This is a genomic window from Leptothoe sp. EHU-05/26/07-4 (genome assembly GCF_043421015.1).
Classification (GTDB): Bacteria; Cyanobacteriota; Cyanobacteriia; order Phormidesmidales; family Phormidesmidaceae; genus Leptothoe; species Leptothoe turfae.
Map to the genome: position 1 here is coordinate 1,402,299 of NZ_JAXSQV010000002.1, position 14,963 is coordinate 1,417,261.

Annotated in this window: 12 protein-coding genes; all 12 read left to right on the forward strand. The window is 43.7% G+C overall.

Annotated features, from left to right (window positions below; all coding sequences use genetic code 11):
- Positions 1–109: 109 nt before the first annotated feature.
- The 12 genes from U2F10_RS07690 to U2F10_RS07745 all read left to right on the forward strand — a co-directional run bounded on the left by U2F10_RS07690 (position 110) and on the right by U2F10_RS07745 (position 14,963).
- Positions 110–1,231 carry a glycosyltransferase gene (locus U2F10_RS07690; protein WP_499871558.1) on the forward strand — a complete coding sequence of 374 codons (1,122 nt, stop codon included), beginning with the start codon at positions 110–112 and terminating at the stop codon, positions 1,229–1,231.
- A gap of 34 nt (positions 1,232–1,265) precedes the next feature.
- Positions 1,266–3,542: a GumC family protein gene (locus tag U2F10_RS07695; RefSeq protein ID WP_499871560.1), complete on the forward strand. Its 2,277-nt coding sequence runs from the start codon at positions 1,266–1,268 to the stop codon at positions 3,540–3,542.
- A gap of 155 nt (positions 3,543–3,697) precedes the next feature.
- A complete protein-coding gene (hepC, locus tag U2F10_RS07700) occupies positions 3,698–4,630 on the forward strand; it encodes a heterocyst development glycosyltransferase HepC (RefSeq protein ID WP_163670894.1) in 933 nt (310 codons plus the stop codon).
- Between the two features lie 49 nt (positions 4,631–4,679).
- On the forward strand, positions 4,680–6,143 hold the full coding sequence (locus tag U2F10_RS07705; protein ID WP_499871562.1) for an MOP flippase family protein: 1,464 nt from the start codon (positions 4,680–4,682) through the stop codon (positions 6,141–6,143).
- Between the two features lie 23 nt (positions 6,144–6,166).
- Positions 6,167–6,751, forward strand: a complete 585-nt coding sequence (locus U2F10_RS07710) for an acyltransferase (protein WP_499871564.1) — start codon at positions 6,167–6,169, stop codon at positions 6,749–6,751.
- A gap of 69 nt (positions 6,752–6,820) precedes the next feature.
- On the forward strand, positions 6,821–7,696 hold the full coding sequence (locus U2F10_RS07715) for a sulfotransferase family protein (protein ID WP_499871566.1): 876 nt from the start codon (positions 6,821–6,823) through the stop codon (positions 7,694–7,696).
- A gap of 12 nt (positions 7,697–7,708) precedes the next feature.
- Positions 7,709–9,124, forward strand: coding sequence for a glycosyltransferase (locus U2F10_RS07720; RefSeq protein ID WP_499871568.1), 1,416 nt, complete (start codon positions 7,709–7,711; stop codon positions 9,122–9,124).
- Positions 9,125–9,174: 50 nt separating this feature from the next.
- Entirely contained in the window at positions 9,175–10,404 is a 1,230-nt protein-coding gene (locus tag U2F10_RS07725) for a glycosyltransferase family 4 protein (RefSeq protein WP_499871570.1), read from the forward strand.
- A 4-nt stretch (positions 10,405–10,408) separates the two neighbouring features.
- Entirely contained in the window at positions 10,409–11,677 is a 1,269-nt protein-coding gene (locus U2F10_RS07730) for a glycosyltransferase (RefSeq protein ID WP_499871572.1), read from the forward strand.
- A gap of 15 nt (positions 11,678–11,692) precedes the next feature.
- Complete coding sequence (locus U2F10_RS07735; protein WP_499871574.1) at positions 11,693–12,721, forward strand: glycosyltransferase family 2 protein; 1,029 nt, start codon at positions 11,693–11,695, stop codon at positions 12,719–12,721.
- 78 nt (positions 12,722–12,799) lie between these two features.
- On the forward strand, positions 12,800–14,245 hold the full coding sequence (locus U2F10_RS07740; RefSeq protein ID WP_163670878.1) for an O-antigen ligase domain-containing protein: 1,446 nt from the start codon (positions 12,800–12,802) through the stop codon (positions 14,243–14,245).
- A gap of 247 nt (positions 14,246–14,492) precedes the next feature.
- Positions 14,493–14,963 carry a hypothetical protein gene (locus tag U2F10_RS07745; protein ID WP_163702756.1) on the forward strand — a complete coding sequence of 157 codons (471 nt, stop codon included), beginning with the start codon at positions 14,493–14,495 and terminating at the stop codon, positions 14,961–14,963.

A 14,963-nucleotide genomic window follows, 5' to 3' on the forward strand; every position in this document is an offset into this window, starting at 1 on the left:
GACAAACAACGACCTTCAGTACCATAAATAGAGATTCTTCAAGGATCTTTGTTCCCTCTAGATTGTTACTAATTCAACATTGTGATTATTTCTAGAGATTGGTTTTAGTATGAAAATTGCATTGGTGCATGATTACCTTACCCAGAGAGGCGGCGCAGAGCGTGTATTTGAGCTTCTTTGCAGACGATTTCCAGACGCAGATATTTACACCTCATTATATAGTCCGAAAGATACGATTAATCTGGGTGACCGACCTGTTCACACGACTAAGCTTCAGGCGATCCCCGGAGCAAGTCAGAATTTTAGATTGCTGGCTCCCTTTTATTTCCCAGCTTTTGAAGCCTTAGATTTGCAACAATATGAGCTGATTATTAGCAGTACAACCAGCTTTGCAAAGTCAGTGATCAAGCGTCCTAATGCGTACCACATTTGTTTCTGTCATAATATCACTCGTTTTCTTTGGGATACGCGTACCTATATTGATCAATACAAAAGTTATAAGACTTTGATGCCAATCATTCAGCCAATTTTCCAAAAGCTGAGAGAAGTGGACTTTGTACATGCCCAAAAACCAGACCTGTATATTTCTAACTCATCAATTGTCACTGAGCGCATTCAAGAAACCTATAAGCAACCGGCAGTTACCGTTAACTATCCAATTGATATCAGCCAGTTTGAATTTTCGGATCAGAAAGATGATTATTACCTGGTGTCATCTCGGTTATTGGGATATAAGCGTGTAGATGTAGTAGTAGAAGCCTTTAACTGGTTAGGGTGGCCACTGATTATTACGGGTGATGGCCCAGAGAGAGAGAGATTAGAAATGGCTGCTCTACCCAATATTTCTTTCTTGGGTCATGTCAGTGATGATCAGCGTAAAAGCTTGATGTCAAGAGCTAAAGCGGTAATTGTTACAGCCCTGGAGGATTATGGGTTGGTGCCTATTGAAGCAAATGTTAGCGGTACCCCTGTTGTTGCTTACGGTGCTGGAGGGGTGTTAGACACACAGTTGCCTGGGAAAACAGGCGTCTTTTTCTACCGCCAATCTCCAGAAGCTGTCCATCAGGCCTTGCTCAGAGCCGATACCATCGACTGGAATTATCGTCAGATTCGCGAGCATGTGCTCAAGAATTTTACTGAGAAAGTTTTTTTTGAACGGGTGCTGAAAATTATTGAAGAAGCTTACGCGAAACATAAAGCCGTTGCTCCAGTTTTAACTTCATCTGCATAGTGGCCACGATAGTTAGTGCAGCTCGATAAATCTGATGGCGAATAACAACACAGATATGCGAACATCACAATTTTCCTCCTCCTCAGATAAAACAGAGATTGGCTATGGTCAGCTTCTGAATATACTGCTAAGACGCTTTGTCTGGTTTGGTGGAGCCGTTGTGGGGACGGTGGGGATTGCGATCGCATTAACTTTAAAAGAAGATCCTCTTTATCAAAGTTCAATGCAGTTATTAGTTGAGCCTAACTATCGTCAGACGGTTGATATCACCAACGGACAACAGCAAGGGCGACGTTCATCCTCTTCCCAAACAGACTATGCAACTCAGCTCAATCTGATGCGCAGTAAGTCCTTTGTTGAAAAAACGGTTGAACAGCTTCAGTCTGAGTATCCAGAGCTATGTGATGCGTCAGCCCCACTATCAGAATGTGCTGATGGTTTTCAAAAGGCGTTGACCCTATCCCAGGTGGCTGAAGGCGATGCCAAAACTGGTATTTTCAAAGCAACCTTTACCGGTAAGGATCCAGAAGTTGTTCAAAGGTTTTTAGAAAAATTAGGCGATGTCTATTTAAGCTATAACAAAGATCAGCAAGAGCAGCGCCTTAAGCGAGGATTAGCCCTGGTTAATCAGCAAATAGAAAGCGTGCAAGAAAATCTTGCTGTGTCTCGTCAGGCCTTAAAAGAGTTTCGCGAGTCAGAGAACCTGATTGATCCAGAGCAGCAATCACTGACGGTTGCTGAATCCCTCAGACAGATTGAGCAATCGAAAGTGGATGTCGAGACTGAATTTTTAGATGCTCAGGCTAAATATAATTCCCTGCAAGATCAACTGGCCGCCGATCCTCAATCGGCGATGATTGCTTCACGTTTAAGTCAGTCATCGCGTTATCAGCAGCTTTTAAATGCATTGCAGGCAACCGAGCTAGAGTTAGAGGAACGGCGATCACTTTATGCAGAAGCTGATCCCGGAGTGCAGGATCTGGTAAGTCGACGGGAGGGAAATATTTCTCTGTTGCAATCAGAGGTTGAACGGGTATTAGGTGATATTCCACAACAGATTAATCTGGATGAAACGGCGTTGTTAACCGAAGGGCAGTTGGGTGAAATTGAACTGGGATTGGCCGCTGAGCTGGTGCAGGCTACGATTAGCTTACAGCGTTTTAAAGCACGAAAAAATGGGTTGGAACAGGCTGCGCAACAATTAAAATCTGAACTCTCTAAATTCCCTAGCTTAATTGCAGAATACGACCGCATTCAACCCGAAGCTCAAATACAACAGCAATCGTTGGAACAACTGTTACAACTACGCCAAGAACTAAGTAATGAATTAGCTCAGGGTGGTTTTAGTTGGGATATTGTTGAACCTTCGCAGCTAGGTGAACAAATTTCACCTCAACCCAAGCAAAACATACTGTTGGGTGTAGTGGCTGGTATATTCATTGGCGGTGGGTTAGCCTTTGGTCGAGAAGCGATAGACACGGTGGTACGTACATCGGATGAGCTGAAAAAACAAGCTGCTTTACCTCTCTTAGGGGTGATTCCTGAAATACCCACCCGCAAAGCCGATGCCTTGCTGACCATTCTGGATGCTGAGCGGGCTCCTGCGGATTCTCCTGCCCTCAGCCAAAGTCAGCCATTTCGAGACGCTGTCGATCTGATTTATAAGACTATTCAGCTGACCAATTCTCAGTCATTGTCTTCTTTACTCGTCACATCGGCTCTGATGGGAGAAGGGAAAACAACATTATCCATTGGCTTAGCGCTTAGTGCAGCTCGATCTCACCAACGGGTGTTGTTGATTGATGCTAATTTCCGTAATCCATCGTTGCATCAATATCTGGGTCTATTAAATGTTCAGGGTTTATCAACCCTGTTGCATCCAAATTTGGCACGGTGGAATAAAACAAAAATTTCTCCTGTTTCTCTGTCTCATTCCGGCACCAGTGTTGATGTTCTGCTGGCAGGAGCGGTACCTGAAGACCCCATGAGGCTTCTAAGCTCACAACAAATGCGACAGGTGTTAGAAAAAGCTGAAGCAAATTATGATCTTGTGATTGTTGATGCCCCTGCTATTTCAGGCCTGGCTGATGGACTACAGCTGGCATCCATGTGTAACGCATCCATTATTGTCAGCCGCCTAGATCGCATTACTCAGGCTGATTTAACCCATACCACTACCATGCTGGATCAAGTAAATACCATTGGTATTGTCGCCAATGGTCACCGCGAGAGTATGCGACCTATGAAACATTATGAGCGAAATGGCTCTTCAAAACTCTCCAAAGAGCCCGTAATGCTCTGGCGCAGCTAGACTTTACTCTACTAGTTCAGTCACTGAATTGACACAATTGTAGTTAATCGGACATACCAAATGGAGATTTATTTGCTATAAGTTTATCTAAGACAAGTTTTTAGGCAACAGGCTTAACTTGAATCAGGCTTTCTATTAAGAGACTCTTCAGACGTATGACAACTTCTACAGTTTTGTTAAAGGCTCCCATTGTTTTTCAAGTGCCACCTACCAAGAGAACACCATCTGCATTTGAAAACTGTACATTGATTTGGGAAAAAGATGCATTAATCGTAAAGCCTCGCTCGTCTAAATTAGAACCCGAGATTCCTGCTCTCAGCAATAAAGTTTGGTTGCGAGACTGTCTGCGCCGCTCACCTGTCAAGCGAGTATATCTTGACCCACAGTTAGAATCATCGAAGTTTACTGCCTGGGCAGATATTTGTAGCGCTACTAAAAAGCAGGTCTATTTGAGAGTACCTTTGGCTCCCGATTTACCCCAGGCTCGACAACCCATCCTCTGGCGAGTAAAACGGTTGGCAGATTGGTTAGTTGCATCTTTCCTATGTATTCTACTCAGCCCATTAATGGGGCTATTGGCTTTATGGGTTCGATTAGATTCTCCTGGGCCTATCTTATTTCGTCAGTGGAGAGTGGGTTACCAAGGCAGACTGTTTCAGATTTGCAAGTTCCGCAGTATGAAGACAGATGCCGAAGCACAGCACCATAAGGTTATGAGGAATCAGACCGGCCTACATAAACTGGAAAAAGATCCACGGGTAACAGGGGTGGGTCGTTGGCTACGAAAATTTAGCTTAGATGAGCTGCCTCAGCTGGTTAACGTGTTGCGCGGTGAGATGAGCTTAGTAGGGCCAAGACCTTGGGCTCTATATGATGCGGTAAGGATTGAGCCAGTATTGCGGAGACGATTGAGAGCGTTACCTGGTATGACCGGCATGTGGCAGGTAACGACCCGCTCTCAAGGATGCGATCTGACATCGGTCAATCGAATGGATTTGGATTACCTTCGACAGTGGACATTCCAGGAAGATTTAAAACTGTTGCTAATGACAGTCCCTAAAGTCATGACAGGATTTGGTGCGTTCTAACGTATTGCTTACTTACCTTGTTTCTTTTCTTAGATGTGAGTAGTTTCTTATGAGTTTGCGACAGAAAGCAATTCAAGGAGCAATGTGGTCCGCTATAGAAAAATGGGGGGCTCAGCTTGTCTCAACTGCAATTTTTCTGTTGCTAGCTCGGCTGCTCGGTGCTGAAGCCTTTGGTTTAGTAGCTCTGGCAAATGTATTTATGTATTTTATGCAGATCTTTTTGGATCAAGGCTTTGCTCAAGCCATTATTCAAAAAGATAAGCTGGAGCCGGAGCATCTAGATACAGCTTTTTGGACCAGTGTATTGATGGGGGCATTGTTCCTTTTAGCTGTTTTAGCTGGAGCTGGAGCTGTTGCAAACTTCTACAGTGAGCCAGAGCTAGCACCGATTATTCGGTGGATGTCCATCAGTTTTCTGTTTGCAGGGCTAAGTAGCGTGCAGTCTGCAATCTTGCAACGTAATATGCAGTTCAAGGTTTTTGCAGCACGTTCTTTAGTGGCAACGGCAGCCTGTGGGGTAGCCGGCATTGGGGCTGCCCTTATGGGGTTAGGGGTTGGGAGTCTGGTTATTAAAGAAATAGTATTTGGCTCAACGGGAGCCTTAATGTTGTGGAGTTCGAGCGACTGGCGGCCAGGATTTAGGTTTTCTCCTCAACATTTTAGAGAACTCTTCTCATTTGGCATCAATATCATTGGCTTTAACTTTCTAAACTTTTTGAGCCGTCGCTCAGACGACTTGTTAATTGGCTACTTCTTAGGAACAGTTGCTTTAGGCTATTACAATGTGGCCTATCGATTGCTGTTAATTATGATTAAACTGCTAACAAATGTCACAGCTCAAGTTGCATTGCCTACGTTTTCTCGACTTCAAAAAGAACCAGAGAGAATGAGAAATGCTTTTTATCGAGTCACTCGATATACGAGTCTTGTTTCGTTTCCTGCTTTTTTAGGGATGGCAGTACTTGCCCCAGAACTTATCCAAACTGTTTTTGGCGATGAGTGGTTACCAAGTGTGCCAGTTATGCAAATATTAGCGCTAATTGGCATTCTGCAGTCAGTACAATATTTTGCTGGAACGGTACTCTTAGCTATGAATAAACCTTTGTGGCGACTGCGAGTTATCTTCATGATTACAGTGTGTAATATTGTTGGATTTTTCGTAGCAGTGCGTTGGGGGATCAGCGCAGTTGCCGCATCCTATGTTATCTGTGTGTATCTATTTTCTCCTGTATTTTTAGTCCTAATCAAGAAGCTCATCAATATAGACTTGAAAAAATATTTTCTTCAGTACACTGCTCCATTGCTAAGCAGTCTACTGATGGTGACTTCTATTCTAGGTGCGAAACAAATCTTGTACGACTGGGATAATGCTTATATAACGCTGATATTGTATTCAGCCATAGGATTTCTAGTCTACTTATTAGGAATTATGATTTTGTCACCAGGGTTATTCAATCAGGCCTATAGCCTTGCCATTTCTTCTCTCCCTAGATCATTCCAGAGTAAAAAGTAAGTATTCTTCTTGAGCTTAAAACTATGTTTGGATTAATTAGGAAACTCAAGTTTGCTTTAGGAAAAGAGATTGTTAGATTGGTTCTTTGGGCTGAGCCAGCGATCTTGGCAGAAAATAATCGACGGGTAATTGCTCAAATGAAACATTCTGGTCAAGGAGTTTTTCTCAATGGTCGTATCTCTATCATTCAACCTGAAATGCTAGAGGTCCATGATAATGTTCACATTGGCAATAATGCCTACATTGATGCTCGTGGAGGTATTGTTATTGGTGCAAATACTCACATTAGTCGAAACTTTGTAGTTCATTCTGCTAATCATAGATATGAAGGGAAATATCTTCCCTATGATGAAACCTATGACTTGAAACCAACTATTATTGGACGAAATGTGTGGATTGGTACCAACGTAGTTGTTGTCCCAGGTGTCAATATTGGAGAAGGGGCCATTATTGGAGCAGGTGCTGTTGTGACTCAAGATGTCCCACCACTTGCTATCTTTGGCAATCAACGTGGAAGAGTCATCAAGTATAGAGATGAAAGCCATTATCAAAAACTAGAATCACAAAAACTATATAGTACTGCTAAAGGTCAAAAGCTCCATGCTTGAAAAGATAATATGTCAGTTTTTTCTAAGTGATTAAAATGTTACTGAAGTAACTTTAATAACCTAATGAATATGACTAAAATTAAAAAACGAGTATTTTTAGTAGGGTGTCCTCGTTCTGGGACAACTTTACTTCAAAGTGTTATTTCATCTCATCCTAAAATTGCTTCTTTCCCAGAGTCTAAGTTCTTCAAATTTCTTACTAACCCTGGTTCGAAACGACATTTTTTCAAGCTGGCAAAGCCTGCTGTTCGAGAAAAAGTTTCTGATTTCTTGAGGGCCATTGATAGAGAAGATCTACTTCATCAATTCCCCTGTAAGCCTTGTTTTATAAAGACTTATTCTACAGCATTTGTAAATATTTTAGATACGCTAACGCTGGAGCAAGACAAATCTATATGGCTGGAAAAAACTCCAGAGCATATACAACGTATTAATTGTATTGAAGAGAATATTAGAGATGCCGCATTTATTCATATTGTTCGAGATGGGAAAGATGTCGTCTCATCTCTATACGAAGTGAGTCATAAATTCCCAGAATTCTGGGGATGGCCTCGAACGGTTGATCAATGTATCCAAAGATGGATCAATGATGTTGAAATAACTAATTATAATGTTCATAAATTGAATCATCTTTTAGTTAGATATGAGAATTTGGTGGCAGATCCTGAGAATGTCTTTGAGAGAATTTGTTCTTTTCTTGCTATAGATTTTCAAGCTAGTCATTTAAATAATAGAGGTAAGTCTGGTGACACAATTATTTTAGATCGCGAGTCATGGAAAGCATCTATTCATAACCCTATTGAGGAAAGTAAAGATAAAAAAATCAATCGCCTCTTCAATGATTCTCAGATAGAACATATTACTCAAAAAATTTCATCTTTAGATATCAATACTGCTGGAAGAAAGCTAAAAACTTCTAACAATACTGATTGTGATTTCCGATAGTGCTGAAAATCTATGAACAATCATCTAACAAACATACATACAAGAATACTGTCAGTTTCCCAGCAGTTTTCTCCAGAAACGAATCCGACTGCGATTCGTTCTAGTAAAACACTAAAATATTTGCCAGATGCTTGGCAGGTCCATGTTTTATCTGGTAACCAAGATGCAGCGCTAGAGCATACTCAGGTTCATTTTGTTCGATCTTGGCTGCCTGAAAAACTGCTTAATTTTATTAGATCGATTAAGTTTGGCAAATTACTAGATTGGTTTGTCTGGCCTGATGAAGATATTTTTTGGTTGTTGCCTGCTGTTTTCAAAGGCATAAACGTTATCAAAACCTATGATATTGATTTAATCATTGTCTTCCTCAAACCCTATTCTGCAGGCCTCATTGGTATTTTGCTGAAATGGCTAACGGGTAAACCTCTGGTTATTAATGTCTGTGAACCTTCAACCTGTGATGATCTCTATGCGGTTTTTCCAACTAAACTTCACTACTATCTCAACCGTTGGCTCGAAGACATTTATGTTAGACAGTCTGATGCTATTGTTTATGTATCACAACTAAGTTTAGAACAGGTATGTTCTAGACAGACTAAAGAGCAACATTCTAAATTTCACCTTATCCGTGGCGGGGCTGATCCTCAAGATTTTCAAGGGATTATTGGCAGTAACGCTGTCTCAAATGATTTTAAAATTGTCTTCACAGGTGGTATGACAGGCTGGGAAGAATTTTTGAACTTCCCGAATCAGCGCGTTATTAAGAAGCTACGTCACGCATGGATGAACTGGGGACGGTACTTTAATGTCAACGTTAACCCTGCTAGCTCAAGCCCTATCTTTATTGGTCGTGCTATTAAACAGGTTGTTGCTCAGAATCCTGATTGGGCAGGTAAGATCAAATTAAAGATCTACGGCAATAAATTTGAATCAGCGTCAGCCGTTTTAAAGGATCAGGATCTATCTGATGTGGTGACTGTAACCGGACCGGTGCCATACAGTGACGCACTCCAGAAACTGCAATCGGCAAATTTGTTATTTATGCCTTTACCCGATCGTCTTGACGGAACTCCTGGCGATCGCATATCGCTCAAAACCTATGAGTATTTGATGACTGACCGCCCCATTTTGGCCGCTGTGCCACCCGGTGAGAATCGCAACTATTTGAGTGATAAGCCAGGTGTGCATTTAGTTAATCCCTTTGATGTGAAGGCGATGGCTCAGGTGATTGAGCAGCTAGTGGCTAAACATATGGTAGGCGAAACGTTAGTGGTCGATAGGGTCGAGACGCAGAGAAAGATTAGTTATTCTAAGCGGGGAGATGAATTAGCAACGCTAATTCTTGATGTTTTGCATAAGGCAGATGATGGCAAGTCCTTGACAGGGCCACTAGTCATGGGGACGACAAATATTTCTGGGCAGAGATGAATCCTTTTCCAGGCATAGGTTAGAGAACTATTTAGCGTATTATTACATCGATGGAATCTAGTCCTAAAAAGCTACTCATGATTTTCCCCTCCACATTACGTGGAGGTGTGGAGCAATATAACCTCACAGTTTCTGGAGGGGCTGTAAAGCATGGATGGGATGTGCATGCTGCATTTCCTAATGTGCATGGGACGGCTTCACTAATTCAAGATTTTGTGGAAAGCGGTGTAACCTATCATCCACTCTCCATTGCTGAAGATAGAAACTGGCTGCCGGGCATCGCTCGACATGTGCCTCGTTTTTTTAGAACACTACGGTTGTTGATGACGCTTAAACCTGATGTTGTTCAAATCACCTTGCCTGCTCCAGAATATTGTTTTGCCAGTATCCTTGCCTGTGGACTGTTGAAGATTCCAACGGTTGTGCGATTTGGATTGGTTTTGCCACTGGAGATACCGGTTAATCAATGGCGAGTTAAGCTTTATAACTGGGTTAGAACTCGTCAGCAACAGTGGGTGGTGATTTCACAAAATAATAGACGTTTACTATCTAATCTGTTTCAAATTCCTGAAAGCGAACTTACGTGTATCTATAACGGTGCTAACTCAGATGCGTCTCTTCCATTAACGGCTGCTCAGCAGCAAACAAGTCGTCGGCAAATTCTCGACGAGCTGACGTTACCTGATACGACCAAGTTACTGATCACCGTTGGTCGGTTGAATTTTCAAAAGGGCCATTGTGATTTAATCCCAGCGATTTCGCACATTATTCGAGATTTTCCCGATGTGCGATTCATTTGGGTTGGTGATGGCGATTTGCGAGGGACTCTAGAGAGTCAACTAAATGAGTATCAGGTTACAGATAAAGTCTTTCTTTTAGGCTATCGTTCAGATGTGTCCCAATTGTTACAAGCATCTGACTTATTTGTATTTCCTACTCATTTTGAAGGGGGACAATCATTTGCTATAGCAGAGGCGATGGCGTCTGGCTTACCGATTATTACCTCCAATGCCAGTGGCATTCCAGAAGTGATCCACCATCAAATCCATGGGCTTGTTTTTAGAACAGGGGATAGCTGTGATTTGCTGGAGTCTGTTCGCTGGGCGCTTAAACATCCTGACGAGATGAAGCAGATGGCGAATAATGCCTGCGATCGCGCTCAGGACTTTACTGAAGAAAAAATGCTCCAGAACTATATAGAGATTTGGCAAAACCTTTGCCGGGCTGTCCCTAGTTCTGCCCAAACGTTGTCGCCGTTGCTCAATACCGATCGTGCTTAGTTCCATGAGAATCTTACTTATTTCCTGCCGATTTCCTACGGATCTTAAACGAGATGTTCAGGGCACCTTTAGGCGGTTTAATTTATTTCTGGATGCGTTGAAGGCGATGGCACAGCTTGACGTCCTGTTTTATGTGCCAGCGGATGTCGATTGTTCTGTGGATGCGATCGCAACTCATCAAAAAGCCCTATCAGAACATTGGGGAGCACCCATTAACCTGTTCCTATGCCCGCAACACACAGCTGACAATTCAGGCCCCAAATGGCAGCGACAGTTTGCCCCCATCTTTGACTATCGTGCCCAGGGGAACTTTGTGGCAACTAGCGCGGCTAAACAGGTAAAGGCTTTAGAGACTTGCTTAGAACGGCAGCCCGATGCAATTTTCTGCCATCGCCTAGAATCAATGACGCCTATTTTGCAAACTCAGAAAACCCTGCCGCCATTGTTCTTTGACCTGGATGATGTTGAACATATTTCCTTTGCCCGTCAGATTCGTCAGCCGCCCACTCGATTGATAACAAAGCTTTATTACTTGCAAATTCCTGCCCTCTGGTGGGGAGAACGGCGCAGCGTGCAAACAGCTCTACGCACATTTGTTTGTTCTCAGTTAGATCAGCAATATTTGACTCAGCAAGGACGACTAAAGGGAGTGGTGAGCGTGCCCAATGCAGTGGCAATTCCCAAGCCACAATCCCTCTGCCCTGAACCTACCATCATGTTTCTCGGCGGCTATTACTATTACCCTAATCTCAATGCCGCTAACTTTTTGATTGAGCAAGTCTGGCCCCAGATTACCAAGGTCAGATCCGATGCTAAGTTAATCATTGCTGGCACCCATCCTGAGAATATTCGCAGCTATCACTCAAGAATTCCGGGAGTGGAGTTTACTGGCTTTGTTGAAAATTTGGATGAGCTCTATGCCCGTAGCCGAATAGTCTGCTGCCCAATTTTGTCGGGTGGCGGCACCCGTGTCAAAATTATTGAGGCCGCAGCCTATGGCAAACCCATTGTCTCCACTTCCATTGGCGCTGAAGGATTATCTCTCAATGACGGTGACGATGTACTGATTAGAACGTCAGCCCAGGGGATGGCGCAAGCCTGCATTGACTTGTTGAGCAACGATCATCTCTGTCAACGTCTGGGCTCTGCTGCCCACCAACAAGCGTCTCAGCAGTACGATCGCGCCAACGTTATTCAGCTGATTCAAAACCATGTGCGAGCTGCTTTGGCACCAGATTCAACAGTTAACGTGCCTTCATTAGCCACCTCTTAGTTCAATACTCTTTTGATGATGGATAATCCTTTAGAAAAAACGCATAATTCAGAACTGCCACTGATTAGTGTGATTATTCCCACCTATAATCGTCCGGCTTATTTAAAAGAAGCGATCGCAAGTGTCGTTAATCAAACCTATGCCAATCTTGAGATCATTGTTTCGGATGACTGTAGCGATCACAGTCCGGAAGACATGGTTAATTCATTTCAAGACCCCCGCCTGCGCCTCAGACGTAATTCTAGAAATCTGGGTGTTGGCTTAAACACGAGCTATGCTTTTGCTGAGTCTAATGGCAAATATGTGGCCAGTCTCAACGACGACGATCGCTGGGCCAGCGACTTTCTAGAAACACTGGTGCAGCCGCTGGAAGAAAATTCAGAATTAGTGCTGGCGTTCTGTGACTATTACGTGATTGATGACAATGGTATTGTCCAATGGTCAGCCAGTAAAAAACAGACTCAAAAAGAAAAACGTCATCACCTACAAGAAGGTGTTTATCAGCCTTTCTGGAAGATTGGTTTAGTTGATCAGGCGGTCTTTACCGCATCCGCTGCATTAATTCGTAGGGCTGCTGTACCTTGGGAGCAGCTATTTAAGGCAGGGGTGTTTTGGGATTACTACATCGCTTATCTAGCCTGCCGTTCAGGGAAAGGGGCCTACTACTGCGATGAGCGCTTGGCCTATTATCGGGTGCATGCTCAGTCTGAAAACATGGTTAGTGGAAGCCGTAATATTCAGGCAAAAATCCGTAAGGGCAAAGCTGCTACATTTTGTCATCAACAGTTTATGGAGGATGAAAATCTCCAAGACTATCGGCCTTATTTTCAACGGGAATTGGCCCACGCCAGTACTACCTTAGGAATTGGTTTTCTGCGGCTTGGGCAGCTTGACGATGCCCATTTTCATCTGAAACAAGCCTTACGGCATCAGACTTTCAATTTGCGTACGCTGGTGGCACTTAGCGCCAGCTACCTACCACAGTCCATGGCCTACTCCTTAGCCCATATGCGCAGTCCTGGACTGTTCACAAGATTCCGATAGCAGACAGCGCTGGCTATTTATTTTCTGATGCTAATAATTCCAAGACAGATTTCTGAGATAGACCTCTAACGCCATTAGATGATCTTGCAAGAGCAACAACCAGGCAATTATTTCCCGAGCCATGGCACGTTTTCATGGCTGCGTTTTCGGCCTGCGTTAGCCTGGACCGGTATTCTGAGCTTGGTGCTAATCACAGGCCTGGGCACGGTTGCTGGAGCAGGCAGCCTGTTACGGCTGTTATTTCCATTGATGGCCACTGCCGTCGGTGTTTTGTTGTATGTGCGTTATCCCTTACTCTACATAGGATTTACCTGGTGGATTTGGTTTTTAACGCCCCTGGTACGTCGGTTAATTGATCAGCGCAGTGGTTGGCAAGATCCTAGCATTGTCTTATTGGCACCCCCTTTGGTGACCTTAATCTCTGCTGCCACACTGGTGCGCTATTTGCCGAAGATTCATCGTCAGGGGGGACTGCCCTTTATTCTCTGTTTTGTCAGCGTCTTTTATGGATTTCTGATGGGCCTAGTGCAAAACTCGGTAGCAGGCACCCTTGTTGCATTGTTAAACTGGCTGCCCCCACTCCTATTTGGCTTTCACCTATTTGTTAACTGGCGTCAATATCCTGTGTGTCGTCAAACAATCCAGCGCACCTTCCTCTGGGGGACTTTGGTGATGGGGGGCTACGGCGTATGGCAGTATCTAACAGCTCCGGAATGGGATCGCTTTTGGTTAAGCAATGCGGTGGATACAAATGTGTTTGGTTATCCAGAACCCTTAGGGATTCGGGTATGGAGCACGATGAATTCTCCTCAGCCGTTTGCAGCTGTGATTATGGCAGGGCTGATTTTGCTGTTGAGTAATCGCGAAAGCATAAAGTTTGTTGCCACTGGCGTCGGATATCTCTCCTTTTTACTGACCCTGGCTCGCTCAGGGTGGCTGAGCTGGGTGGCTGCGCTAATGCTTTATCTGCCCTCACTTAAATCACACTTGCAAGTTAGGTTGCTCATTACTCTAATGAGTATGGCTTTATTGGTAGTTCCATTAGCCTCCGTAGAGCCCCTGGCCAGCGAGATTGCTCCTCGATTAGAATCTCTGTCAAACACCCAAGAGGATGGTAGTTATCAAGCCCGTTTGGATGGCTATAACGAGTTGCTCGGGCAGGCTCTTACTGAAGGTGTGGGTCGCGGTTTGGGAACAGTGGTAGAAAGTAGCCGTTTAGGAAGCCAGGACAGCGGTATTTTGACATTGTTATTTTCTTTGGGGTGGATGGGAACAATTCCTTACATTACCGGAGTATTTTTGATCTTCTTCAAGCTGTTTGAGGGAACCGAAGCGAGTTTTGATACATTTGCCAGTGCGTCACGTGCGATCGCATTTGGCATTTTTGCTCAGATGGGTCTCAATGTCTCCATGGTGGGTGTTGTTGGCATGGTGCTGTGGGGCTTTTTAGGCATTGGCCTAGCGGCATCCCGCTATCATGCCAAATCCAAATTTGAGCGTTATGAAATTTGGGACCAAAATTAACTCCATAATCTAAACAGTTAAAATCATGATTGCTAAAGGCCTGATTAAAAATACAAAATATCGAACAGGACACATCATGGGACGCCATGAAATCCTGTTTCAGTTCCTTCCTTTTTCTGAAAAAAACCGATGGAAGAAAATATCACCTGATAAAGATATTTGTATAGAAGGGTTCCCCCGCTCGGCGAACTCTTTTTTTGCGAAGATGTTTCGGTTGTATAATCCGACTGCTAAAGCCGCGCACCATATGCACGCGCCATTGCAGGTCATTAAAGCTGTCAACTATGGCATTCCCTGTGTTGTGTTGATTCGCAATCCCATTGATGCTATCGCTTCTGTTTTGGTAGTTGATCGTACTCTGTCTACACGTTTTTCCATTCAAAGCTACATCAATTTTTACGAGAAGATTTGGCCCGTTCGCGATGATGTCACCATTTCAGACTTCAAAGATACAACCCAACGCCCCCAGTATGTGGTGGAAAGAATCAACCAGCGCTATGGCACTTCATTTCATATGGAGCCCATTACCCCTGAAACCCGAGATACGATTTTTAATCAGCTACAGGAAACTCAAAAACAACTGAAACAACCTGAGCATTTAGTTGCTATTCCAACTGTAGCTAAGGCTCGAATTAAACAGGATGTGCTTCAAGAACTGAAAGAACATCCGCTCTTACCCACCGCTAATTCGCTCTATCGGAGATTTTTGGAAATCTAA

Excerpts from the sequence above, each read along its gene's own strand:
- U2F10_RS07690 (WP_499871558.1), top strand. The coding sequence starts at position 110 with ATGAAAATTGCATTGGTGCATGATTACCTTACCCAGAGAGGCGGCGCA.
- U2F10_RS07695 (WP_499871560.1), top strand. The coding sequence starts at position 1,266 with ATGGCGAATAACAACACAGATATGCGAACATCACAATTTTCCTCCTCC.
- hepC (WP_163670894.1), top strand. The coding sequence starts at position 3,698 with ATGACAACTTCTACAGTTTTGTTAAAGGCTCCCATTGTTTTTCAAGTG.
- U2F10_RS07705 (WP_499871562.1), top strand. The coding sequence starts at position 4,680 with ATGAGTTTGCGACAGAAAGCAATTCAAGGAGCAATGTGGTCCGCTATA.
- U2F10_RS07710 (WP_499871564.1), top strand. The coding sequence starts at position 6,167 with ATGTTTGGATTAATTAGGAAACTCAAGTTTGCTTTAGGAAAAGAGATT.
- U2F10_RS07715 (WP_499871566.1), top strand. The coding sequence starts at position 6,821 with ATGACTAAAATTAAAAAACGAGTATTTTTAGTAGGGTGTCCTCGTTCT.
- U2F10_RS07720 (WP_499871568.1), top strand. The coding sequence starts at position 7,709 with ATGAACAATCATCTAACAAACATACATACAAGAATACTGTCAGTTTCC.
- U2F10_RS07725 (WP_499871570.1), top strand. The coding sequence starts at position 9,175 with ATGGAATCTAGTCCTAAAAAGCTACTCATGATTTTCCCCTCCACATTA.
- U2F10_RS07730 (WP_499871572.1), top strand. The coding sequence starts at position 10,409 with ATGAGAATCTTACTTATTTCCTGCCGATTTCCTACGGATCTTAAACGA.
- U2F10_RS07735 (WP_499871574.1), top strand. The coding sequence starts at position 11,693 with ATGATGGATAATCCTTTAGAAAAAACGCATAATTCAGAACTGCCACTG.
- U2F10_RS07740 (WP_163670878.1), top strand. The coding sequence starts at position 12,800 with ATGATCTTGCAAGAGCAACAACCAGGCAATTATTTCCCGAGCCATGGC.
- U2F10_RS07745 (WP_163702756.1), top strand. The coding sequence starts at position 14,493 with ATGCACGCGCCATTGCAGGTCATTAAAGCTGTCAACTATGGCATTCCC.